This window comes from Rhodococcus sovatensis (assembly GCF_037327425.1).
In the GTDB taxonomy this organism is placed as follows: Bacteria; Actinomycetota; Actinomycetes; order Mycobacteriales; family Mycobacteriaceae; genus Rhodococcoides; species Rhodococcoides sovatense.
In genome coordinates, this window is sequence record NZ_CP147846.1 from 1333522 (window position 1) to 1356521 (window position 23000).

Consider the following 23000-nt stretch of genomic DNA (forward strand, 5'->3'; position numbering starts at 1 on the left):
CTCCGGAGGCTGAGGACAGGACTAGACTGCCCGTGTGGCCGGCCGAATTCCTGAACGTGACATAGCCGCCATTCGCGAACGCACACGGATCGAAGACGTCGTCGGTGACTACGTCTCTCTCAAGCGCGCGGGCGGCGACTCGATGAAGGGCCTGTGCCCGTTCCACGACGAGAAGTCGCCGTCGTTCCACGTTCGTCCCAACCACGGGCACTTTCACTGCTTCGGCTGCGGTGAAGGTGGTGATGCCTACTCCTTCCTCCAGAAGATCGAACACATTTCCTTCGTCGAGGCCGTCGAGCAACTCGCGGACCGATTGAACTACTCGATCACCTACGAGGGCGGAGGGCCCTCGGTCCAACGTGACCGAGGGACACGAGCGCGGCTGATCGCGGCGAACTCCGCAGCACAGGAGTTCTACGCTGCTCGACTACGCGAACCCGACGCGCAGACAGCCCGTGACTACCTCACCGAACGCAACTTCGACGGCCAGGCAGCGCTGACGTACGGCTGCGGATACGCGCCCGACGGCTGGGACACCCTGACCAAGCATCTGCTCTCCAGCGGCTTCGAGGCCAAGGAGATCATCGACGCAGGCCTGGCGACACCGGGCAAGCGCGGCACCCCGATCGACAGGTTCCGGCGCAGGCTCGTGTGGCCGATCAGAAGCCAGAGCGGGGACGTCATCGGGTTCGGTGCGCGCAAGCTCTTCGATGACGACACCATGCCCGGCAAATACATCAACACGCCGGAAACCATGCTGTACAAGAAGTCTCAGGTGTTGTTCGGGCTCGATCTCGCGCGCAAGGACATCGCCAAATCGCATCAGGCCGTCATCGTCGAGGGCTACACCGACGTCATGGCGATGCACCTCGCCGGCGTCAAGACTGCGGTCGCGTCGTGCGGTACGGCGTTCGGTGAAGATCACCTCGCAATGCTGCGGCGACTGATGATGGACGACAGCTACTTTCGCGGCGAAGTCATCTACACCTTCGACGGTGACGCTGCCGGGCAGGCCGCTGCGATGAAGGCGTTCGAAGGTGATCAGAAGATTGCCGGTCAGACGTTCGTTGCGGTTGCGCCCGACGGCATGGATCCGTGCGAGCTGCGACAGAAGTCCGGTGACGGTGCCGTCCGTGATCTGGTTGCGCGCCGTACACCGATGTTCGCGTTCGTCGTCAAATCGCTTCTGAGCGAACATGACCTCGACACCCCAGAAGGACGTGTCGAGGCGCTTCGTCGGACGGTACCGGTCGTCGCCCGTATCAAGGACGCATCACTGCGCGACGAGTACGCGCGTCAGCTCGCCGGGTGGACCGGCTGGGATGACACGGCAATGGTGCTTGCCCGGGTGCGGGACGAAGCGAAGAAGAATGCCCGCGGCGGTGGCGACGCGAAGGGGAAGCGTGTCCCGTTCGAGAAGCGTCAGGCCCCGACGCCCGAGGTGCCTGCAGGCCCGGTGCGTCCGCAGCCTAAAGATCCGTCGTTGTGGCCGCAGCGAGAGGCCCTCAAGTCCGCTCTGCAGAATCCCGCGATCGCAGGTTCGGTGTTCGACTCTTTGCCGCCGGAGACGTTCACTCATCCCGCGTACGCGGCCGTCAGTCAGGCCGTGACGGCAGCTGGGGGCACCGCAGCGGGACTCGGCGGGGGAGAGTGGGTCGACGCCGTCGCCAAGCGTGCGGAGACGCCTGTCGTGAAGTCGCTTGTGATGGAGTTGGCCGTCGAGCACATCCCGGTGGCAGACATTGCGCTGACGCGATACATCGGCGGAGTGCTCGCGCGTCTGCAGGAAGTGTGGGTGGGCGAACAGGTGGCCGAGCTGAAGTCCAAGATGCAGCGAATGTCACCGCAGGTCAATCCGGACGAGTACTACGCGCTGCTGGGCGATGTGATCGCGCTCGAGCAGTACCGGCGCAGCCTGCTCGAACAGGCAATCGGCAACGTCGAGGACGCTTCCGAAGCCGGTTAGCGCTTGCGGAGCTGATCCTGCGGGATGTACAGCTGCGTATCCTCGTCGATCGGCTTCATCGGCTCGAGCTTCGGCTGCGTGTTCAGCGAGTCCGACAGCTTCTGCCTGCCCACCTCGATGACCTTCCGCGTAGCCGGGCTACCCGCGACGGCCGAAGCGGTCTTACGGATCTGCTCGTAGCGCCCACGACCCGCCTTGGCTCCGAGTACGTAGGCCGCTCCGGCAGCCAGAACCAAACGAATCATGAAAGTCCTCTCAGTGAAGCTGGGCGCGGTCCCTCCATCCTGCCTGACACCGCCGGGACAGGGCGATTTGGTACTCCCATGGGGGTGTGCGCTATTGTTTCTTTCGGCCCGCACGAGAGTGCGAAGCCACCGAGGTAATCCCCTGTAGCTCAATTGGCAGAGCTTCCGACTGTTAATCGGACGGTTGCTGGTTCGAGTCCAGCCGGGGGAGCGCGATAGGCCCTCTGACCTGCACGACTGTGCGGGACAGAGGGTCTTTTTCGTATTTGGATACGTCGCGGCGAAGTCGGACGGTCAGGTATCCGCCCAGGCTCGCATGAAGCTCGACCAGGTGGTGTTCGGTCTGTGCTCGCCGGCTTGTCACGGCTTGCCACAACTCGTCCGTAACTCATCTTGTGGAGGGTCCGTTGACAGTCGGATTCCAGTAGGCGTCGCACGCTGGGCAGACTTCGCTCACGCCGGTGTAAGGTATCCAATTGGATACGTAGCACGGAGGAGGTAGCGGTTCATGGCTGGACATGGGCTCGTTGAGCGTGCGCGTCGTGCTGCTGGTTTGACGCAGGGTGAGCTTGCGCGTCGGGCACACACGTCGCGTCCGACGTTGTCGGCGTACGAGAACGGCCGCAAGTCACCGTCTTTGGAGACTCTCGAACGCTTGCTGGGGGAGGCTGGGTTCGACGTCGAAGCTGTGCCTCGTGTGGAGTTCGTGGATGTGCCGAGTGCTCGTGGTCGTGTGTATCGGGTGCCGACGTCGTTGCCGCGGTTGCCGATTGCCGATGCCTTGGGAACTGTGGTGTTGCCGCTGGATTTGAACTGGTCGTCGCCGGGTCAGGAGTTCCGGTTGGCGGACCGTGTGGAGCGGGCCAGGTTGTACGAGATCGTGCTGCGCGAGGGTCGTCCGGAGGATGTGCTGCGGTATATCGACGGTGTGCTTCTGGTCGATGTGTGGTCGGAGTTGGTTGTGCCGCGTGATGTTCGGGCAGCGTGGGAGTCTGTCGTCGATGCATTGTCGAGCAGTAGGTGAACGACACCTGATGTGGGGATGCGTCCTTGCTTCGCAGAGACCAAATTTTGGGATCCCGGCGTCGCGAAATGCGCACCAGGAGCGAGCTGGTCCGATCGAAGAATATTGCGTCACGCGGCCTTCGATTGAATTGAGTAAGGGCGTCAAACTCTCGACTGGTGCGGACTGTATTGGATCGATGAGGCGCTTGACTACTGATCCCTGCATTTCCGAAGCGTCGCAAACCAAGGTGCGTGAGTCGAGGTTAATCGATCGGAACCTCGGCGGGTGGCCGATTTCGCCTAAAGATCTGTGTAGCAAAAGGTTTAGATGCAGATGACGAAGGCGGGTAACAGCGTTGGAACCGCCATGGGGGCTATCTGGAGGTGGGCGATGTAAATTACTCTTTGCTCGACGGTGCCGCCCGTCCGATGTGTTGCCACGTCCGGTTCGCCGATTCCGGGCGTTGCGAGAGCGAGGCGTCCCCGAGCCCGGCGTGCGCAAGCGTGGCTAGCGCTGCGGCTTCGTGGTCGTGGACACGAGAAGTGCACGCGAGGGCACATCGCCAAGTGCGCGCACGGAATGCGCGCTCGATGAAGGAAAATGGAGCGAATCGCCTGACCCGAGGCATAATTTTTCGTCTCCGATGGTGACTTCCACGGACCCGTCCACTATGTAGAGCCATTCTTCACCCGAGTGTTGGGCGACTGGGGCACTCGACGATGGCTGGATAGTCAACAGGACGGCATCCAGACCTGGGTAATTACCCGACAAAGTGGTCATTGCACCGTTTGCGGACTCTCGAGGTTCATGCTCTCCCGCGCGCACAAGGTGGAACGAGCGGGTCGACTCTTCTGCGACAAGCTCACTGAGCGTCACCTCGAATACCCGCGCGAGTTCGATGAGCGTGCCTACCGAGGATTGTCTCCCACCCGACTCGATCCGGGACAGCTGCGTAGTGGACAGGCCGACCCGTTGTCCGACGACTGCGAGGGTCCAACCTCGCTCCTTGCGAAGACTCGCAATTCTGCGTCCGATCCAGTTGTCGTCAGTGGGTTGGGCGGCCATGGGCTCATCCTACCTCCGCGTGCGCCATTAACTTGCCTGAAAGGTCATTATGTTGCCCTACGGGTTGATTTGCTGTCGCATCCCTGCAATGGTCGTCGGGAACAGGCTCTTCGGTTTGCTCACGAACGACCTGGCCGCCACGAGCGGTTTTCGGCAGAGTTCGACCTATGGAGGGGAGTGGAAATGACCGAAGTGGAGGCACGGCAGACGCTCGGTGACACACCGAAGGTCTCGGTGCGAACTGCCGGGTCAGCGGTGGGTGTGACTACCGCGGTGGCGGCAATTGTTCTGTTGGGCCTCAATCTTCGACTGGTGTTCGGAAGTGCATCAGCGATGCTCACCGAGATCAGGCAGGCCTACGATCTCGGTGCAGGCGCAGCCGCCTTTTTGACCACCGGGCCGGTCCTGTGCCTGGGAGTGTTCGCCATCGCCGCCACTCGCGCCGTGCGTCGATTTGCCGTTCCCGTCGTGCTGACCGCATGCCTGGTTCTGGTGCTGGTGGGCACCGGGTTACGTGGCACTCCGTGGTGGCCAGCTCTCGTGAGCGGAACCTTGCTGGCCGGAATTGGCATCGCAATCGCGAATGTCCTCGGTCCGATATTGATCCGCGTGCTCTTTCCGCACCGGATCGGGTTGATGACGGGGGTGTTCACCGCACTGGTCAGTGCGAGCGCAGGAATAGCCTCGGGAGTGACGATCCCGCTCGATCAATACCTGTTCCACAACTGGCGAATGACCCTCGTGGCGTGGGGCTTACCTGCTGCGCTAGCCCTGGTGGTCATGGCGCGTCTCGCACGGCGTCATCATCACATCGACCGCGCGAGAACCTCTGCGGTCCGAACGGCTGCGCCGCGATGGCAATCGGCTGTGCTGCGATCACGCGTTGCGTGGGCGGTCACCGGTTTCATGGGACTGCAGTCGCTGCTCGCTTATTCGATGATTGCGTGGCTGCCCACGATATATCGGGACCGCGGCTTAAGCGCCGAGAACGCAGGTTTACTGCTGACTGCGTTGTCGGTATCGAGTATCGCAACGGCGCTCACAATCCCCGTCGTGGCCGCTCGTGTTCGCCGACAGAGCCTGCTCGCGGTCGGTGTCGTCGCACTGTCCGTCGCTGAATTGGTGGGCGTTCTCGTCGGGCACCTCGAGCTAGCGGTGGTGTGGTCGATACTGCTCGGACTTGGCCAGGGAGGCCAACTTTCGCTCGCGCTGACATTGATCAATCTTCGATCTGCGGACACGTCGACTGCCACGAGCCTGTCGACCATGGCTCAATCGATCGGCTACCTAGAGCGTGTCTCCCAAATTTGAGAGGTGCTGTCAGCGATGATATTTCGATGACGCGCGTGGGAGTGATCAGTGACGAGTTCTGGGAGATCGTCGAGCCAGTGATACCCACCGACGTGGGAAAACGTGGGCGGCGGTTCGCCGAGCACCGGCGAATTCTGGAGGGCATCGCATACCGATTCCGTACCGGGTGTCCGTGGCGAGATCTGCCGGAGGACTTCGGTCCGTGGCAGACGGTGTGGAAACGCCACCACCGATGGTCCTTCGATGGCACCTACGACGAGATGCTTGCCGCGGTGGCCGAGGTGTTCGGTCTCGACCCGGAAGAACTCGACGGCGATATCGGGGCGGTGCTCTCGATCGACTCGACCAGCGTCCGGGCGCATCAGCATGCGGCCGGTGCGCGAGCCGACACTCTCACAGGGGGCCTTGTCGAATTACAAGAAATCCGTCGACGAACCCGCTGACCACGCGTTGGGTCGATCTCGCGGAGGATTCACCACGAAGATCCATGCACTGACCGACCTGACGTGCTCGCCGGTGACGATGCTGCTGACCGGTGGGCAAGCCGGGGACAATCCACAGTTGGTGCCGTTGCTCGATGCCCACCGAGCTGCCGGTGGGGACCAGGACTACCGATTGCTCGCCGACAAGGCGTACACCCATCCCAGTACCCGCACCGAACTGCGTCGCCGCAAGATCAAACACACCATTCCCGAGCGCAGCGACCAGAAGCAGCGACGGGCCGACAAGGGGTCCGCCGGTGGTCGTCCACCGGGTTTCGATCCGACGATGTACAAGCACCGCAACACCGTCGAGCCCTCTCTGCCAGGATCAAGTGAGACACTTACAGCAAACGAAGTGCACACCCTGAGGGCATGACTGGAGCATCACCGATGAGCAGCCCGAAGCCCGTACCGCCGGACAAGTCGATCGACCCCGCACCGAAAGCAACCCGCCGTACTTTCACCACCGAGTACCGCAACAAGATCATCGACGAATACCGCGCAGCCCCGTTCGGCGAGAAATCGGCGGTTCTACGCCGCGAAGGCCTCTACCAGTCGCAGCTGCGTGAATGGTCCGCTACCCGAGACAACACCACGCCTGCAGACACGACTGAGCGACGTAAAGACAAGAGTCGCAATACTATCGACGCAGCCGACCGCAAAGAATTCGACCGACTCAGCAGACGTAACGCGCACCTCGAGAAGCAGCTGACGCAGACGGAGGCCGCGCTGGAGATCATGGGAAAACTGCATGTGCTCTTGGAGTCGATCTCCGAGAGCACGGGCACACCGATGCCGCCGACCACGCCCTTGACACCACCTTCGACGAACTCCGTGCCGCCTCGGTCCCGACGAGAACGGCGTGCACGCTGATCGGTCGCTCCCGCGCCACCCACTACCGCCGCCGGCAACCACCTGTTCTGGGCCCCAAGCAACGCCGCAGCGTCCCCGACAACGGGCAGGCACTCACGGCCGCTGAACGCGCACAGGTGTTGGCGGTGATCAACTCCGACAGCAATGCTGACCTCGCGATCTGTCAGATATACGCCCGCGAACTCGACGAAGGAAACTACTGGTGCTCAACCTCGACGATGTACCGCATCGCCTCCGCTGCCGGGCAGAACCGTGAACGACGACGCCTGGCCACACACCCGCCGAAGGTCAAACCCGAACTCCTCGCAAACGGACCCTCGCAGGTCTGGTCCTGGGACATCACCAAGCTACGAGGACCATCCAAGGGCGTCTGGTTCCACTTGTACGTCCTGATCGACATCTACTCCCGCTACACCCCGTCCTGGATCGTCTCATCCCACGAAAGCGCTGATCTAGCTGAAGAATTCATCGCCGAAGCTATCGAACGCAACGGCGCGACACCACACACCGTCCATGCCGATCGCGGAGCGTCGATGACCTCGGGTCTCGTGTCGGAACTACTGACGTTTCTCGGAGTCGTCCGATCCCATTCACGACCCAGAGTGTCCAACGACAATCCGTTCTCCGAAGCCCAGTTCAAAACGTTGAAGTATCTGCATGACTTTCCGAAATCGTTTGCCACCCTTGATGATGCCCGAACTTTCCTGGAGGGATTCTTCAACGAGTACAACCACATTCATCACCACTCCGGCATCGGATGGCATACCCCGGCATCGGTACACTTCGGGACCGCGGAGGCGATCGACGAAGCCCGCCAGATCACACTCACCGCAGCATTCGCCGCCAACCCTGCCCGATTCTCGACTCGGCCGACACCACCGAAGATCCCGCACGTCGTCTACATCAACGAACCAGCACTCGAAATCCAGATCAACTGAACGCCCGGTGTCTCACTTGACTTGATTTATTCCGGAGCGTGGCTTCGGGCGGCTCAAACAGTGGCGTGGTGTGGCCACTCGATATGACAAGTACGCCATGACATTCCTCGGGGGCGTTGTCCTGTGCGCGGCAGTTCTGCACTCCCGCAACCACAACCACGGCCCGGCGATGAAAACGAAAACGGACCCAATTTAAGAGACACGCTCTAGTCGCCGCGCTCGGACCACTTGCTGCGGGTGCGATACACAGCGCGTCCGGATCGTGGAACGCGCCGCTGTTCGCGCTACTGGCGGTCATGGTTCCGCTCACGCTGTGCGGATGGCTGGCCGGACGGGACACCTCAGCAGCGGTGGCAACGTCACCGCACTGACACCAGGTACGGGAGCAGGGGGAGACATGGGATCAATTGCAATCGTCGGGTGCGGTGCAGCCGGGACGGCTCTGATAGTGCACCTAGCAGAACGACAGTGGAAGGGCATCGACCGAATACTCATCATCGATCCGCGATTGCCGGCCTCGGGAATCGCGTTCGACAGGGACGAGGAATATCTGCTGTGCAACACCAGCGTTGGTGTGAACTCGCTGATACCCAGAGAGCCTGACCACCTCAGGAAATGGCTGATGCGCAACCCGGTCTGCACCGCACGGTGGGGAGTGCCGTCGACCGGCATCACCGAACACTCGTATCTGCCTCGTGGGCTCTTTCTCGCCTACCTCGCTGAGTATTTCCACTCGGCTCTGGCTCACGCGCAATCTCGGGGGGTGTACGTCGACCACGTGCCGGCGTCAGCGCGCGCGATCGAATCGACTATCTCCGGAGTCGATGTCGTCACTGACCGCGGTGAAACCTATCCGGTCGACGAGGCCGTGGTCTGCACCGGACTCCACCCGTCCGTGCAGACACTTCGACGGCAGAAGGTGGCGCACGGACGGTTGTGGGGTGCATACGAGACTCCCCGTCACGTCGCCGAACTCGACAGAGCCAAACGCGTGCTTGTACTCGGAATGCGCCAAAGCGCGATCGACGCTGCTCAGATGGTTCATGAGTTCAATCCTGATGCAGAAGTGACGATGGCTTCTCGTACCGGACGATTGCCCGCCGTACGAACCGAGATGAAGGAATCGCCCTCCACTGTGATCACCACTGCGACGGTGATCGACCGACTCGGGCCAGGCCTGCCCGGAGCGGTGATGCGCTGGCGCCACCTACTGAAAGAGCAATTGCGGCTTCACGACCCACTGGGGTCTCTTTTTCCTACGCGCGGAACAACTGCGTCCGAGCAACTACGTAACGATCTCGACCACGCCAGATCAACGCGCCCAGCGTGGCAGCGCATCGATCGAAACGCCGTGACAGTAGCGAACGCAGTGTGGCCTCACACCCCACCTGAGCAGCGCCGCGAGCTGGCAATCTGGTTCAACCGGTTCGTACTCCGGTACGTATCGGCCATCCCCGGCTCGGTCGCAGACCGACTGATCGCCAGCGAAGAGCAACAGCGCCTGAGCTACGTTCGAGCCGGCGACGCATTGACCTTCGATCACTCCAGCGTTCGTCTAGCATCCGAAAACGGTCCGCTGACATTCGATGTCGCGATCGATGCAACCGGGCTCAGCGCAGAGCCTGGCAACATTCGCAGCTCCGAGTCCCGACCGCCGGACCCCCGCATACACCGGATCGGGCCTGCAGCAGTAGGGCAACTGGCCATACCGAACTACTTCAATGCCTCTGCGAGGCAGGCAGCCTCGCTCGCCGACGACCTGACCAGACAAACGATCTCGACATGCATAGGGACAATGACATGACACCACGTATTGCCATCGTCGATGGGTACTCGACCGGCCGCCTCCTCGCCCCGGCCATCCACGCCATGGGCGGGGACACCATTCACATCGCCAGCAGCCCCCAGCCACCCGAGATCTTGCAACGAAGCAGCGGACACGGGGCCCGGGAGGCCCTACCTCATGACACCCCCGAGGTGATCGCGCGGCAACTCCGCCAGCGCGGCGTCGACGCAGTACTCGCGGGCGCAGAGTCAGGAGTGTTGTTCGCTGACGAGCTCTGCCACCATCTGGGGCTGACGTGGAATGTCCACCGCCTCAGTGCCGCGCGGCGAGACAAGCATCTGATGATCGAGCAGCTCCGTTCCGCGGGTCTTCCTGTGGTTCAACAAATCCGCTCCGCCGACCCCGCTCAGATCTATCAGTGGGCAACAGTCCAACAGGAGTGGCCAATCGTCATCAAACCTGTGATGTCGACCAGTTCCGAAGACGTGTTCTTTTGCCACAATCTGGAACAGATCACCATCGCGACGGAGACCATCGTGGGCAAGCTCAACTACCTCGACGTGTTGAACACCGACGTTCTCGCCCAAACGTATCTCGATGGACCGATCTACGTCGTGAACAGCGTCAGTCACCGGGGCCGCCACACCACCAGTGACATGTGGCAGTTCGACTTCGAGAGAACCCCCGGCAAGGGCATACGAATGGTGCAGCACACTCTTCTCACCCCTACCTTCGATCGATTCGACGAGTTGATCACGTACAACAATCGGGCCCTGTCGGCACTCGGGATCGACAACGGACCATCACACACCGAACTCAAACTGACCCCTGATGGTCCGAGCATGATCGAAACCGGGGCACGGTTGATGGGCGCGACAATCGAAGAGGTGCCGTTCCGCCGATCACTCGAGTTCACCCAAGTAGATTTGACGGCCCAAGCACTCTGCACACCAGACGAATTCGCTGCTCGCCAGCAGGTCCAACATCCCGATCGACCGATGGCAATAGTATGGGTTCACTTCGACACCGACGGGCGCATAACGGGCACCGACGGTCTGAGCCGACTCGAAGACATCGCGTCGGTCGTCGGCCTCTACGGGCTTCCTGTGAAGGGTGACGTCGTATTGCCATCGAGCGACACCACAGGACAACACGGATTCATCTATCTGCAAGCAGACAACGAGTTACAAGTGCACCGCGATTGCCGTCGAGTTCGTCGCCTCGTACGCGAAGGTTCACTGTTCGACCTCGACGCGAGAAAGGTCGGCTGATGCCAATCACGACTCCGACATTGACCATGTCCACCGAACTCGTCACCGTCCCTCTAGTGACCACGTACCAATACTCGCGCGCTTCGGACGACACCTGCACTCTGGCTCGAGTTACCTTTCGCGACGATCAGCATTGCGGCCGCGGCGAAGGATCTCCGTTCGAGAGCTTCTTCGACGCGGACACCGCAGAAGCATCCGCAGCTCTCAAATCTGCTGCAGCACTTGTGAAAGAAGGGAAACCGCCGAACGAAATCATCGACCAATCACGGAACATGCCCGTGAAGAACGCAATCGAAGCCGCCTGGTTCGACTTCACGGCCAAACGTACCGGCATCTCAGTCCGCGACCAGTTGGGCGTACAGGTTCCGGAGCAACAAATTGTCATGACCACCATCTCGATGGGCGACCAACGCACAGTCGAGGCGGAGCTCGAACGCACTGCAGCGCACCCGATGCTCAAACTCAAACTCGGGTCGGACAACGACGTCGATCGAATTCGCATCACTCGACGTCATCGTCCCGATGCGCGCTTGGTCGTCGACGTCAACGGTGGCTGGGATCTGGCGGCACTCGAACGTATCCTCCCGGCTCTGCACGAAACAGATGTGGAGATGATCGAACAACCTTTGCCGCCCACATCCGACTCCGACCTCGCATCGTTCGAATCACCGATCCCACTTGTTGCCGACGAATCATTTTCCGTAGCAGAAGATCTCGATAGGCTCGTCAGACTTTACGATGGAGTGAACGTCAAACTCGACAAGTGCGGCGGCCTGACCGCCGCTCTCGCGTGCATCGAGGACGCCCAAGATCGGGGCATGCGGATTATGGTCGGCTGCCTCCCCGCATCCTCGCTCTCCACCGCGGTCGGTATGCATGCCGTCATCGCTGCAGAGTGGGTGGATCTGGACAACCACCTCTGGCTGCGCCAGGACGTCGAGCCATCCATCGGATACAGCAACGGGCTCGTCTATGCCCCCGAGAGCGAATTGTGGGGATAGCACGATGCCGATAGCTTCGGAAGCAACATCGGTACAACACGACGGCCAGGATCCCCATCGGGATTTACGGTCGACGGAAATCGTGGACACCCATAACGACCTGCTGATGTTGGTCGTCAAACGTCCACGCGAACGGTGGGGACCCTACTTTCGTGACAACTGGCTTCCACAGTTGAAGTCAGGCGGTATCGGGGTTCAAATTCTGGCTGTTTACGTCGATCACACGCTGTTCGGCGAAGCTTCACTGCGAGAGATATTCAGAATGATCGAGGCGGCCCACGTGATCGCGGAGGAGAACGCGGACTCGGTTCGCCTGTGCACCAACCGCGCCGAAGTCGATCGAGCACGGGTGGACGGCAAAATCGCACTCATGCTCGCGATCGAGGGATGTGGTGCGTTCGCCCCGCACTTGGAATTGTTCGGGCACGCTCAGCGACTGGGGGTGCGCATGATCTCACTCGTCCACATGGGACGTAACGCGTTCGCCGACGCCAGCGACCAGGATTCTGCTCACGGAGGACTGACAACCCTGGGAAAGGATGCGCTACGGACAATCGAAGCTCTAGGGATGGTCTTCGACATCTCACATCTGAGTGCAGCAGGTGTCGATGACGTTCTCGACCTGGCGGAGCGACCGGTCATCGCCAGTCACTCATCCGCCCGAGCACTACGTGATCACCACCGCAACCTGACGGATCGACAACTTCGTGGCGTGGCAGAACGTAACGGCGTTGTGTGCGTCAATTTCATGGCATCGTTCCTCGCGCACTCAGGAGCTACGATCCGGCAGCTGGCCGATCACGTCGAGCACATCAAGTCGGTAGCAGGGCCCTCCCACATCGGGATCGGGCCCGACTTCGTCGCCGAAGTATTCGCGGAGATCGCCCCAGCGACTGTGGGGCCGGGTTTTGCCGACTTCGATCCAATCGAAACCATCGACGGCCTCGAGGGCCCGTCAGGGCTTCCGCTGCTGACTGACGAACTGGTGCGTCGGGGCTGGCCCGACGACGACATCGCCAAACTTCAACGGACGAACGTCCTGGACCTACTCGACTCGATCTGTCCCTAATGGGACTTGATCGGCGAGTCTTCGACAGTAGCGAAGTTAGTCGGAGAAAGCTGATCACCGAGCCGCTGGTGGGTGATCACTATATGGCCCCGGAGAGAAGATCGACTCCTAAGGTTAGATCGTGGCCCCACCGGCCGGCGAGGGTTCCCAGAACGCTGATGGGGTGTCGTGCCAGTCGAGCACTGATCCATTAGGTCGCCGTCCGGATCCCTCGAGGCTCACCGCCAGTGACCGAAACGGACGTGAGGAGAACTGCCCGTGATTTTCGTAGGAGACGACTGGGCCGAAGACCACCACGACATCCACGTGATGAACGCCGACGGAAAACGTTTGGCGTCCCGCCGATTACCCGAAGGTCTGGCAGGCATCAGCGGGTTTCACGACGTGGTGGCCTCCCATGCCCGCGAACCTGCCGACGTCGTCGTCGGCATCGAAACCGACCGAGGCATGTGGGTATCGGCTCTGCTCGCAGCTGGATACACCGTCTACGCGATCAACCCGCTCGCCGCCGCACGCTACCGAGACCGCCACCACCTCTCGGGTGCGAAATCCGACGCCGGTGACGCCAAACTCTTGGCCGACCTGGTGCGCACCGACCGACACAACCACCGCACCATCGCCGGTGACACCGCAGACGCCGCCGCGATCAAGGTGTTGGCCCGCGGGCACCAGAACCTGATCTGGTCCCGCAACCGACAAATCAATGCACTGCGCTCAGCGCTCCTCGAGTACTACCCCGCCGCACTCGAAGCATTCAACAGTCTCCACCACCGCGACGCGGTCGCCGTCCTCTCGCGTGCCGCCTCGCCCGCCGAAGCGGCACACCTGAGTGCAGCGAGCATCCGAGCGATACTGAAAAGGGCAGGGCGGCAACGCAATATCGAATCACGAGCTGCAGAGATCCAAGCTGCGCTACGCACCGAGCACCTCGCAGCACCGCCGCCCGTTGCGGCTGCATTCGCGGCCACCACCCGCTCGGCGGTAGCGCTGATCGCGGAACTGAACCGTCAGATCGGCGACCTCGAAGCCGAACTCGCACGCCATTTTGAAGCACACCCGGACGCCGACATCTACCTCTCCCTGCCAGGACTCGGTGTCATCCTCGGCGCCCGGGTGCTCGGTGAATTCGGTGACGACGTCAACCGGTACACCACCGCCAAGTCTCGCAAAAATTACGCCGGAACGTCACCGCTGACGATCGCGTCCGGCAAAAAACGGGCCGTTCTGTCCAGGCACGTGCGCAACCGGCGGCTCTACGACGCAATCGACCAATGGGCATTCTGCGCCATAAGCCAAAGCCCGGGAGCTCGCGCGTTCTACGACCAACACCGCACCGCCGGGGACCTCCACCACCAAGCACTCCGCGCGCTCGCCAACCGACTCGTCGGACTACTGCACGGCTGCCTACGACATCGCACCAAATACGACGAACACATCGCCTGGGCACACCGAACTGAACAACAACCCACCGCCGCTTGACAAATTACGGCCCTGGGATGTCTAACCACTGAGACTGCTTCTCGCGATGTGAGGAAACTAGATGACGAAAGCTATCGCCCTGAACGACATCAGCCGTATCGCACCCACAACGCACTTCGAGTTGCTTGCCTGGGTTGCTCAGGTAGTCGAACTGACCGAACCGGACTCCGTGGTGTTCGCTGACGGATCCGACGCCGAATGGGAGCGCCTGACCGGCAAGCTGGTCGAGGCAGGCACCTTCACCCGCCTCAACGACGAGAAGAAGCCCAACTCGTTCCTCGGCAACTCCGACCCGTCGGACGTCGCTCGCGTCGAGTCGCGCACGTACATCTGTTCCAAGGAAGAGATCGACGCCGGACCGACCAACAACTGGATGGACCCGTCGGAGATGCGCAGTCTCATGACCGATCTCTACCGCGGCTGCATGCGCGGACGCACCATGTACGTCGTCCCGTTCTGCATGGGTCCGCTCGGCGCCGAGGATCCGAAGCTAGGCGTCGAAATCACCGACTCCGAGTACGTCGTCGTGTCCATGCGCGTGATGACGCGCATGGGTGCCGCTGTGCTCGACAAGCTCGGCGAAGACGGATTCTTCGTGAAGGCATTGCATTCGCTCGGCGCTCCCCTCGCCGAAGGCCAGGACGACGTGCCGTGGCCGTGCAACGACACCAAATACATCACGCACTACCCCGAGGATCGCGAGATCTGGAGCTTCGGCTCGGGCTACGGCGGCAACGCCCTGCTCGGCAAGAAGTGCTACTCGCTGCGTATCGCGTCGGCGATGGCGCACGACGAGGGCTGGCTCGCCGAGCACATGCTGATCCTCAAGCTGATCTCGCCGGAGGACAAGGCGTACTACATCGCTGCGGCGTTCCCGTCGGCCTGTGGCAAGACCAACCTGGCGATGATTCAGCCGACCATCCCAGGATGGCGCGCCGAGACCATCGGTGACGACATTGCCTGGATGCGTTTCGGTGAGGACGGGCGCCTGTATGCCGTCAACCCCGAGTTCGGTTTCTTCGGAGTCGCACCCGGTACCAACTGGGACTCGAACCCCAACGCGATGAAGACCATCGATCAGGGCAACTCGGTGTTCACCAACGTCGGTCTGACCGACGACGGTGACGTGTGGTGGGAGGGCCTGGAAGGTACTCCCGATCACCTGATCGACTGGAAGGGCAACGACTGGACACCCGAGTCGGGTACCGATGCAGCGCATCCGAACTCGCGCTACTGCGTGCCGATGGCTCAGTGCCCGTCGATGGCGGCCGAGTGGGACGACCCGAAGGGTGTGCCGATTTCGGCGATCCTGTTCGGTGGACGCCGCAAGACGACCGTCCCGCTGGTCACCGAGGCACGCGACTGGCAGCACGGCGTGTTCATGGGCGCTACCGTCGGTTCCGAGCAGACTGCAGCAGCAGAGGGCACGGTCGGTACCATCCGCCGCGACCCGATGGCGATGCTGCCGTTCCTCGGCTACAACGTCGGTGACTACTTCCAGCACTGGATCGACCTCGGCAAGAATGCAGACGATTCGAAGCTGCCGAAGGTGTTCTACGTCAACTGGTTCCGTCGCGGCGACGACAAGCGCTTCCTGTGGCCCGGATTCGGCGAGAACTCCCGCGTCCTGAAGTGGATCGTGGAGCGCATCGAGCACAAGGCTGCAGGCGTCGAAACGCCCATCGGTGTCGTTCCGACGGCGGATGCACTCGACATCTCCGGACTCGACACCACGGTCGAGGATGTCGCAGAAGCACTCGCGGTGAACGTCGACGAGTGGAAGGCCGAGATCCCGCTGATCGAGGAGTGGTTCGACTTCGTCGGCGAAAAACTGCCCACCGGTATTCAGGACGAATTCGACACCCTCAAACAGCGCTTCGACATTCAGTAATAGGGTGAGCCACCCAGCGACTGGCCCCACTGAGGCTCGACCCCGACTCTTAGCCTCAATACCGTTCAGTTAGAGCCGTAGAATGGTGCAGTGCGGTGGTGTGATGGGTTGTGGATGGTGTTGGTGGTGGGCTCGTTTGGCTGCCCATTTGAAGATTTTGCGTTTGACAACGCGTGGGTTGGCTCGTAGTCGGCGTGCGGGATTGACTCGGCGTTGCAGCTTCTCGACAGCGTGGTCCCACAAACGGGTTATCGCTTTATGGTTGTGAGGGGGAAAAAGAGCTGTGCGAGAGCGATCTTCGCGTGATCCGGAGAGCTGCAACGAACGAGGTTCGGTCGGGGTCGTGTCCCCCTGCTCGCGCGGCGTCGACCATCAATGTTCGGATGGCGTAATGGCAGCACAAGTGTCCCCAGATCTCTTGGAGTACCAATGGCGGGGATTTCGACCGTAGGACTGCTCGTGCTCCGCGTTGATGGGTTTTCAGTTCGTCGAAGGTGTTCTCGATTTCCCAGCGTTGGGCGTAGGCGAGAGCCAGTTCTTCCGCCGGCGCCACGGTGTGGTCGAGGATCGTGGTCAGCAGCCGGTACTGCTCAGGGTTGCCTCGTCCGTCGTCGAGGGAGTAGTCGATCACCCGGACGGTCAGCGGTGTTCGATGCTGACGTCGGGCGCCGGAGGTGGGGATGATCGTTGCCAGCCAGGATCCGTCGTCGAGGGTCTCGACATGCTTCGGCGACAGTGTTGATTTGACGCGCCACAGCAGGTCCGCTCCGGACGCTGCGGCTCGGGTCCACATCTCGAAGCCATAGAAGCCGCGGTCGGCGAGCAGCAGCATGCCGGGCTCGAGTCGGTCGACGAGTTCACCTGCCAACTCTCGTTCCGAGGTCGTGCACCCGCCGACGGCGGCGTCGAAGAGGGCGTGGGTGCCGCATTCGGCGACCGCGACCAACCGTGCCTGCGGGTACGCGGACTGTTCCCCGCGACTGGACGGCGGTCTACCGAAATGCTCGACGTTGGCGGGCGTGTCGGCCAGGTCCAGGCAGGTGCCGTCGATGGCCACCATCCGACGCCCTGCAAGCCATGAACCGGGTGTGGCAGCGTCCGCCACCGGGCGAGCTATCCTCTGGAACAGCGCTTGAACCGGCTCCGAACCCAAGCGTGAACGAGCCTGAAAGATAGCTGATTTCGTTGGTGGCGCCCAAGATCGAGACCATCCCGAGGACCAGGACAACCCATCGGTGAGTTGCTCGAACACCTCCTCGTAGGACCCATCGGCATTCAGCGCCATACCGATCGCGAAATACGTTGTCACCCGCGCAGTCAAAGTCCGACTGCGCTGCTCTGTCCGGCCGCATTCCGCAATCACCGCATCCACCACATCCGGTGGGAACACCCTGGTCAACAACCCCACCGACACCAGATCCGACAACCGACGATCCGAGGCCGGTTTCACCCATCCGCTACGAGGCACACCCCATCATAACCGATGAAGCACTAACTGAACGGTATTGCTCTTAGCCTGAATGCACCGATGCGGTAGGGCCGTTAACCGGGATGTAGACACGAAATGCCCTGCCTTGGTGAAAGAATAGTTCTTGTCTAGGGAACATTCCGGCCACCACGAAGGGCATCTCGCAGATGCAACTATCTCATACCCGCCCTGTGGCTGCCGCATGCTTCGACGACCCGAATCTCGTATCCGCCGCAGGTCTGGTCCCGGTGATGGCGCTCGCGCAGCGATCAGGCCTGCTCACACTGGCCGAGGAGCATCTGACGGTATCGACGGACAAGGGATCAAATGCCGGCCGCAAGATCGGATCCCTGGTTGCAGGCATGGTCGCGGGAGCCGACAGTATCGCTGACATGGCGATCCTGCGGCACGGGGCGATGAACACCGTGTTCGACCGCCCCTACGCACCATCGACATTGGGATCGTTCCTGCGCCAGTTCCGGTTCGGGCATGTTCGCCAACTCGACGCCGTCGCCTCCAGGTTCCTCCGCTCGCTCGCCGAACACACTTCCGTTCTCGACGGCATCGACACCGGACGGGTAATGGTCGACATCGACGACTCGATCATCGAAGTTCACGGCCACAGCAAACAAGGATCCGGCTACGGCTACTCCGGCATCCGAGGACTCAACTCCCTGATCACCACCGTCACCACAGATCGCGCGGCACCGGTGATCACCGCCCAACGCCTCCGCAAAGGGGCCTGCGGATCCGCCCGCGGAGCGTCGCGAATGATCGCCGACACCCTCACCACCGTCGACCGACTGCGCAGCACCACCAGCGAGACCAGAACCTCGTCGGTCAAGCCTCTGGTGCGGGCAGATTCCGCCTACTTCGGGCATCCCACGATCGGTGCCGCGCTACGCGGCGGCGCAGACGTCTCGATCACTACCGGACTCAATTCGGTGATCAAGACCGCGATCAGCACGATCCCAGACGAGGCGTGGACACCCATCCGGTACACCAACGCCCTCTACGACATCGGCACCGAACAGTGGATCTCGGTGGCCGAAGTCGCCGAGATACCGTTCACCGCCTTCGTCTCCCAGAAGAAAGCCCACCACATCCCAGGGCGCCTCGTCGTACGCCGCATCCCCGACCTACGCCCGAAGAGAAACCGAGGCCAAGATGCACTGTTCGACGTGTGGCGCTTTCACGCCTTCTTCACCACCACCGACCCCGCCGAACTCGACACCGTCACCGCCGACCAGGTCCACCGACGGCACGCGATCATCGAACAAGTACACGCCGACCTGAAAGACTCCGCCCTCGCGCACATGCCGTCGGGGCACTTCTGCGCCAACGCCGCCTGGTTGGTCTGCGCGGTCATGGCGTTCAATCTCACCCGCGCCGCCGCGACCCTGACCGGTGACACGGCGTTGGCGAAGGCCACGACCGGCACCATTCGGCGCACCCTGATCACCGTGGCCGCTCGTATCGCATACTCCGCACGCAAACTCACCCTGCATCTGCCCGAACGCTGGCCCTGGGAAACAAGCTGGATCGCATTGTTCGACAGCATGTTCGGTCGAAACGCCTACATTCTCGCCTAACCGCACGATCCCTACCCACCCGCAACACGAAAAACCCAGTGGAACAACCCGATACCAGAGATCGGGTGCTCAACCACGCCCACACCCCCGCAGGCGCGCACAACAGATCTCACGAGAAGCGCATCAACCCATCGGTGCATTCAGGCTTAGCGCTGCGGGCGACGGACGACGTGGACCGCAGCTAATGTTTCCCGGCCGTGGGGCTCCGCAACACCATCTAACATGCGGCTTTCCAACCGAACGGCGAAACGGTGTCTGCTCCCGCATTGCGCCGCCGGCAGCGCGTTCCAGTACGGGCACTAGGTCGCCACCACCATGTCGGACTCGACCTCTTGTCACACGCTTGTCACAAGTGCGGGCGAACCAAGCAGACGTTGATGGACCGTCTCGGACGGTTGCTGGTTCGAGTCCAGCCGGGGGGAGCACGGAAATTCCCTGTCCAGCTCGCTGGGCGGGGATTTTTTTGCTGTCCAAACTCGACGATCGACCCCGAGTTGTGCGCTTCGAAGGTCTCCACGCACCGTATATGCCAAATTTTGTCATGTGTCTGTTCTGTTGGTGCTCGAGGTACGAAGTCGTACACGGCAACATGGTTCTGGAGTAGGACTGTCGGACGATTGTCTCGTGTCGAGGAGAGGCGTAGCACCAGCTGTACGTGCACTCGCTGTAAGAACTGGACGCTAGTGAGTCCGGGGCGACCCGGCCGTCTCGCCTCAGACTGCAACTCGAATTGGGTCGAAGTTCGTGAAAAAGAAAGTCCAGCACGTAGTCTGGCGTGAGGCTGATTGTGGGGTGCTTCGAGGGGAGAAGCCGGTGAGACGGGGCAATGGACGGTGACCGCGGATCGGAGCCGATACGGTGAACCTGCTCGCTCAGGAAGGCACCGGAAGGGCGCACTGTCGCGCGTGTCTGCTGCCTTGGCGGATTGGTTCCATCAGCCGTTCGATTATGACTGGATAGTGTCGTATCGCTCGACCCGACACTATCGCGGTGTCCTTCGCGGGGTGTTCGCCACAGGAACGCTGTCGATGGCGTTCATATCGCTACTCATGCTGTTCAGCTCGCATGGTCCGACAAGTGCTGCCGGCAGAACCTGGATCATCGTGGTGTTGGCATTACAGGTGATGGTCGCTATTGGGTGGCTGGTGTTACCCATTCCGAGTCGGCCTCGTGCATTGGCGTCGATCTTTATTGGATTCGCTGTATTCGGCGATGTGGGCCTCACGTCTGTTCTGTGGTTCTACGACGATTTCGGTAGGTTGCTCGGTGGCATCCTCTTCGCTGTGACAGGGGCTTTTTGCACGTATTTCATGAGTCCACGCTGGCTCGCTGCGCATCTACTGTGGTCCAGCGCGGTCATCTGCCTGATCTCGTTCTCGGCATTTCACCATCGCGCCGAAGATGCCGCAACCCTGATTGCTGTCACATCGGCCGTGCTTATTGCGACGAACGGAGCTCCTCTGTTCGCGCATGTCGCGTGGACGCTGATCGCTCGCGATGCTCGGAGCTCGGCGCTCGATCCGCTCACTGGCATCTTGAACCGGCGGGGCGCCGACACCGCGCTCTTGGACCTGTGGTCCGGCGCGCAGCAGCGCGGGCTTGCAGTGGCGGTTCTTGTAGTCGACATCGACAAATTCAAACGCGTCAACGACGAACACGGGCACGCTCGCGGTGATCAAGTCATTGTTCTGACTGCCCACCGTCTGAGCGAATTGATCGGGGACCGTGGTGTTTTGGCGCGCACTGGTGGCGAGGAGTTCTTGGCGGCGTGCGCCGGGCCCCGGGAGACCTTGCACGCTTTGATCAAGAACGTCGAGATCGGATTGTACGAACGATCCGATCCAGTACCTGTCACAGTCAGTGTGGGTGCCGCTGTCTTGCCTCCAGAGTCGACATTGTGGAGTGTCGGCAGTTCAATCTTGTTGCGCATGAGCAGGATCGCCGACTCGCAGATGTATCGGGCGAAGGAGACCGGCGGCAACCGAGTTTGTCTCGCACTCCTGTGATCGGCATTGCGCTCTCATCGCTTCAACGTCAACGATCAGACGTCGCACACGAAGTAGAGGCGCTGGTCGAAGCACATCCTCTTCACGCAGAACTGATCTCCATGCCCGGAGTGTGAATCAGGACCGAAGCACGCATTATCACCGAACCTCCGGCTGAGGCGGAGCGGACGTCTCGCCAGGCGTGTAGGTCTCTACAGATAGGTTCCTTGCAGGGCGTGCGTGCACGCTTCCAATGCGACTGCTGGTCGCGCGCGAACAGCTGCGTCGGGGGCGTGTTGTGCTGTGGAGTGCAGGGCGGCAATGCTGGCTGTAACCGCGCGCGCCACGCTGGGGTGAGATCGAACGTCGATGTCTGCGTCGGTCAATTGCGTTGTGAGTTCCTCGCTGCAGGCCACCGTGATCGGTGCTCGTGAGTCGAGTAGTCGGTTCGATGCGTCGTCGAGTGCTCTCAGGATGGATACGTCGATATCGATGGCATCGACGACGTCGAGTACGAGCGGGCGGCCGGAGTGGAGTGCCTCATCGAGAAATTCGGTCAGTGCAGACACCGCCGTCGAGTCGAGCACCCCTTCTGCTCTGATCACGATCGGGCCGCCGACGGGCTCGTCGACGGTGATGGAGCAGTCGGCGTCGACTAGCGACGCGGGGCTGTAGAACGACGACCTGATTGACTCGGCGTCACTGCGGACGTGGGAGAGATACACCATGGACCCTTACCTCTTCGGAGCAGAAGGTGGGCTGCGCGGCGGCTCGACAGCAGGCAACACGCGCCATCCGGACGCCGTAGCGCACGTATTTCGGCGGTGCAGATCACACAATACCCTTCAGGTCGGCGCCGCGAGATGGATTTGCTGACTACGTGCGGCTGCACCCTTCGACTCCGCGCTTGGTCGGTGCAAGCGAGTCGTGGTGTGCACCGAAGCGAGCTCCTACACGGGTTTCGACGGCACTTCGGCGTGGAAGTCTTCGGTGAGCGTGCAGCTTGGCGCTCAGGCAACGGGCGCCGAACAGGTTCCGAACGGAGATCACCATGACGACCAACCCCGAACACCGACTGCCCACCGATGAAAGCCTGTCGGCGTGGTGCGACGACATTGCCGAGCACGCAACGCAACACGGGATCTATATCGCCACCGCCGAGTCCCTCACCGCCGGAAATCTCGCTGCCATGCTCGGCAAGTCGCCCTCGGCGGGAGACTGGTATCGAGGCGGGATCGTCGCCTACCACAAGGACGTCAAACATTCTCTGCTGGAAGTGCCTCAGGGCCCCGTCGTATGCGAGGACGCCGCAGTCGCGATGGCTCGATCGGCAGCGAGGTTGCTAGGGGCGCAACTAGCGATCGCAATTACGGGTGAGGCCGGCCCTGAAACGCAGGAAGACCAGCCACCGGGAACGGTGTGGATCGCGGTCTACGACCGGGGCGAGATCACCACCGACCGTCAGAATTTCGGCGGAGAGCCGGAAGCAGTACTGGCACAGACATTGTCGTTCTCCATCGCGTGCTTGCGCCAGCACGTGAAGAAGCGTTCGACATGACCCCCGAGCGGGAA

General features: G+C 61.6%; 19 protein-coding genes, 1 tRNA gene and 1 pseudogene. 17 read left to right on the forward strand and 4 right to left on the reverse strand.

From position 1 onward, the window contains the following. Nucleotides 1-34 precede the first annotated feature (34 nt). Nucleotides 35-1966 carry a DNA primase gene (dnaG, locus tag WDS16_RS06170; RefSeq protein ID WP_338891294.1) on the forward strand — a complete coding sequence of 644 codons (1932 nt, stop codon included), beginning with the start codon at nucleotides 35-37 and terminating at the stop codon, nucleotides 1964-1966. Here dnaG and WDS16_RS06175 read toward each other — a convergent pair. Beyond that, nucleotides 1963-2211 (reverse strand): hypothetical protein, encoded by a 249-nt coding sequence (locus tag WDS16_RS06175; protein ID WP_068378814.1) that lies wholly within the window; start codon nucleotides 2209-2211, stop codon nucleotides 1963-1965. The two genes, dnaG and WDS16_RS06175, sit on opposite strands and share 4 nt — an antisense overlap. A gap of 138 nt (nucleotides 2212-2349) precedes the next feature. Between WDS16_RS06175 and WDS16_RS06180 the strand changes: the two genes are divergently transcribed. Together WDS16_RS06180 and WDS16_RS06185 are read left to right on the forward strand one after the other, a co-directional pair. Beyond that, a tRNA-Asn gene (locus tag WDS16_RS06180) sits at nucleotides 2350-2422 on the forward strand. Between the two features lie 297 nt (nucleotides 2423-2719). Continuing rightward, nucleotides 2720-3235, forward strand: coding sequence for a helix-turn-helix transcriptional regulator (locus WDS16_RS06185; RefSeq protein WP_338891297.1), 516 nt, complete (start codon nucleotides 2720-2722; stop codon nucleotides 3233-3235). Nucleotides 3236-3724: 489 nt separating this feature from the next. Here the strand turns inward: WDS16_RS06185 and WDS16_RS06190 are convergent, their stop codons facing one another. Then, nucleotides 3725-4282 (reverse strand): XRE family transcriptional regulator, encoded by a 558-nt coding sequence (locus WDS16_RS06190; protein WP_338891299.1) that lies wholly within the window; start codon nucleotides 4280-4282, stop codon nucleotides 3725-3727. Nucleotides 4283-4465: 183 nt separating this feature from the next. Between WDS16_RS06190 and WDS16_RS06195 the strand changes: the two genes are divergently transcribed. From WDS16_RS06195 to WDS16_RS06245, 11 genes and pseudogenes are all read left to right on the forward strand, one after another. After that, nucleotides 4466-5593: an MFS transporter gene (locus WDS16_RS06195; RefSeq protein WP_338891301.1), complete on the forward strand. Its 1128-nt coding sequence runs from the start codon at nucleotides 4466-4468 to the stop codon at nucleotides 5591-5593. A gap of 26 nt (nucleotides 5594-5619) precedes the next feature. Then, a pseudogene (locus tag WDS16_RS06200) lies at nucleotides 5620-6388 on the forward strand (IS5 family transposase); the annotation flags it as partial. Between the two features lie 59 nt (nucleotides 6389-6447). Further along, a complete protein-coding gene (locus WDS16_RS06205; protein WP_338891043.1) occupies nucleotides 6448-6948 on the forward strand; it encodes a hypothetical protein in 501 nt (166 codons plus the stop codon). A gap of 125 nt (nucleotides 6949-7073) precedes the next feature. Further along, nucleotides 7074-7886, forward strand: coding sequence for a DDE-type integrase/transposase/recombinase (locus WDS16_RS06210; protein ID WP_338888726.1), 813 nt, complete (start codon nucleotides 7074-7076; stop codon nucleotides 7884-7886). A 70-nt stretch (nucleotides 7887-7956) separates the two neighbouring features. After that, entirely contained in the window at nucleotides 7957-8082 is a 126-nt protein-coding gene (locus tag WDS16_RS06215; protein ID WP_338891302.1) for a hypothetical protein, read from the forward strand. Nucleotides 8083-8205: 123 nt separating this feature from the next. Then, nucleotides 8206-9690, forward strand: a complete 1485-nt coding sequence (locus WDS16_RS06220) for an FAD/NAD(P)-binding protein (RefSeq protein WP_338891303.1) — start codon at nucleotides 8206-8208, stop codon at nucleotides 9688-9690. Further along, complete coding sequence (locus WDS16_RS06225) at nucleotides 9669-10943, forward strand: ATP-grasp domain-containing protein (protein WP_338891304.1); 1275 nt, start codon at nucleotides 9669-9671, stop codon at nucleotides 10941-10943. Before WDS16_RS06220 ends, WDS16_RS06225 begins: the two co-directional genes overlap by 22 nt. Then, complete coding sequence (locus tag WDS16_RS06230; RefSeq protein ID WP_338891306.1) at nucleotides 10943-11944, forward strand: enolase C-terminal domain-like protein; 1002 nt, start codon at nucleotides 10943-10945, stop codon at nucleotides 11942-11944. The genes WDS16_RS06225 and WDS16_RS06230 overlap by 1 nt, the downstream gene beginning before the upstream one ends. Nucleotides 11945-11948: 4 nt before the next feature. Beyond that, nucleotides 11949-13013, forward strand: coding sequence for a dipeptidase (locus WDS16_RS06235; RefSeq protein WP_338891308.1), 1065 nt, complete (start codon nucleotides 11949-11951; stop codon nucleotides 13011-13013). Nucleotides 13014-13271: 258 nt separating this feature from the next. Next, a complete protein-coding gene (locus WDS16_RS06240) occupies nucleotides 13272-14492 on the forward strand; it encodes an IS110 family transposase (protein ID WP_338886216.1) in 1221 nt (406 codons plus the stop codon). A gap of 61 nt (nucleotides 14493-14553) precedes the next feature. Further along, nucleotides 14554-16383 carry a phosphoenolpyruvate carboxykinase (GTP) gene (locus WDS16_RS06245; RefSeq protein ID WP_338891310.1) on the forward strand — a complete coding sequence of 610 codons (1830 nt, stop codon included), beginning with the start codon at nucleotides 14554-14556 and terminating at the stop codon, nucleotides 16381-16383. Nucleotides 16384-16639: 256 nt separating this feature from the next. Here the strand turns inward: WDS16_RS06245 and WDS16_RS06250 are convergent, their stop codons facing one another. Beyond that, complete coding sequence (locus WDS16_RS06250; protein ID WP_338886338.1) at nucleotides 16640-17851, reverse strand: IS4 family transposase; 1212 nt, start codon at nucleotides 17849-17851, stop codon at nucleotides 16640-16642. Between the two features lie 167 nt (nucleotides 17852-18018). Here WDS16_RS06250 and WDS16_RS06255 point away from each other — a divergent pair, with 167 nt between their 5' ends. After that, a complete protein-coding gene (locus WDS16_RS06255) occupies nucleotides 18019-19443 on the forward strand; it encodes an IS1380 family transposase (protein WP_338891312.1) in 1425 nt (474 codons plus the stop codon). Between the two features lie 1028 nt (nucleotides 19444-20471). Beyond that, nucleotides 20472-21449, forward strand: a complete 978-nt coding sequence (locus WDS16_RS06260) for a GGDEF domain-containing protein (protein WP_338891314.1) — start codon at nucleotides 20472-20474, stop codon at nucleotides 21447-21449. A 191-nt stretch (nucleotides 21450-21640) separates the two neighbouring features. On the opposite strand, the gene WDS16_RS06265 is transcribed toward WDS16_RS06260, so the two are convergent. Then, nucleotides 21641-22156, reverse strand: a complete 516-nt coding sequence (locus tag WDS16_RS06265; RefSeq protein ID WP_338891316.1) for an STAS domain-containing protein — start codon at nucleotides 22154-22156, stop codon at nucleotides 21641-21643. Nucleotides 22157-22479: 323 nt separating this feature from the next. Here WDS16_RS06265 and WDS16_RS06270 point away from each other — a divergent pair, with 323 nt between their 5' ends. Further along, complete coding sequence (locus WDS16_RS06270) at nucleotides 22480-22986, forward strand: CinA family protein (RefSeq protein WP_338891317.1); 507 nt, start codon at nucleotides 22480-22482, stop codon at nucleotides 22984-22986. Nucleotides 22987-23000 lie beyond the last annotated feature (14 nt).

Excerpts from the sequence above, each read along its gene's own strand:
- WDS16_RS06190 (WP_338891299.1), bottom strand. The coding sequence starts at position 4,282 with ATGGCCGCCCAACCCACTGACGACAACTGGATCGGACGCAGAATTGCG.
- WDS16_RS06225 (WP_338891304.1), top strand. The coding sequence starts at position 9,669 with ATGCATAGGGACAATGACATGACACCACGTATTGCCATCGTCGATGGG.
- WDS16_RS06205 (WP_338891043.1), top strand. The coding sequence starts at position 6,448 with ATGACTGGAGCATCACCGATGAGCAGCCCGAAGCCCGTACCGCCGGAC.
- WDS16_RS06230 (WP_338891306.1), top strand. The coding sequence starts at position 10,943 with ATGCCAATCACGACTCCGACATTGACCATGTCCACCGAACTCGTCACC.
- WDS16_RS06195 (WP_338891301.1), top strand. The coding sequence starts at position 4,466 with ATGACCGAAGTGGAGGCACGGCAGACGCTCGGTGACACACCGAAGGTC.
- WDS16_RS06245 (WP_338891310.1), top strand. The coding sequence starts at position 14,554 with ATGACGAAAGCTATCGCCCTGAACGACATCAGCCGTATCGCACCCACA.
- WDS16_RS06185 (WP_338891297.1), top strand. The coding sequence starts at position 2,720 with ATGGCTGGACATGGGCTCGTTGAGCGTGCGCGTCGTGCTGCTGGTTTG.
- WDS16_RS06235 (WP_338891308.1), top strand. The coding sequence starts at position 11,949 with ATGCCGATAGCTTCGGAAGCAACATCGGTACAACACGACGGCCAGGAT.
- WDS16_RS06175 (WP_068378814.1), bottom strand. The coding sequence starts at position 2,211 with ATGATTCGTTTGGTTCTGGCTGCCGGAGCGGCCTACGTACTCGGAGCC.
- WDS16_RS06270 (WP_338891317.1), top strand. The coding sequence starts at position 22,480 with ATGACGACCAACCCCGAACACCGACTGCCCACCGATGAAAGCCTGTCG.
- WDS16_RS06220 (WP_338891303.1), top strand. The coding sequence starts at position 8,206 with ATGGCTGGCCGGACGGGACACCTCAGCAGCGGTGGCAACGTCACCGCA.
- WDS16_RS06255 (WP_338891312.1), top strand. The coding sequence starts at position 18,019 with ATGCAACTATCTCATACCCGCCCTGTGGCTGCCGCATGCTTCGACGAC.
- WDS16_RS06265 (WP_338891316.1), bottom strand. The coding sequence starts at position 22,156 with ATGGTGTATCTCTCCCACGTCCGCAGTGACGCCGAGTCAATCAGGTCG.
- WDS16_RS06260 (WP_338891314.1), top strand. The coding sequence starts at position 20,472 with ATGGCGTTCATATCGCTACTCATGCTGTTCAGCTCGCATGGTCCGACA.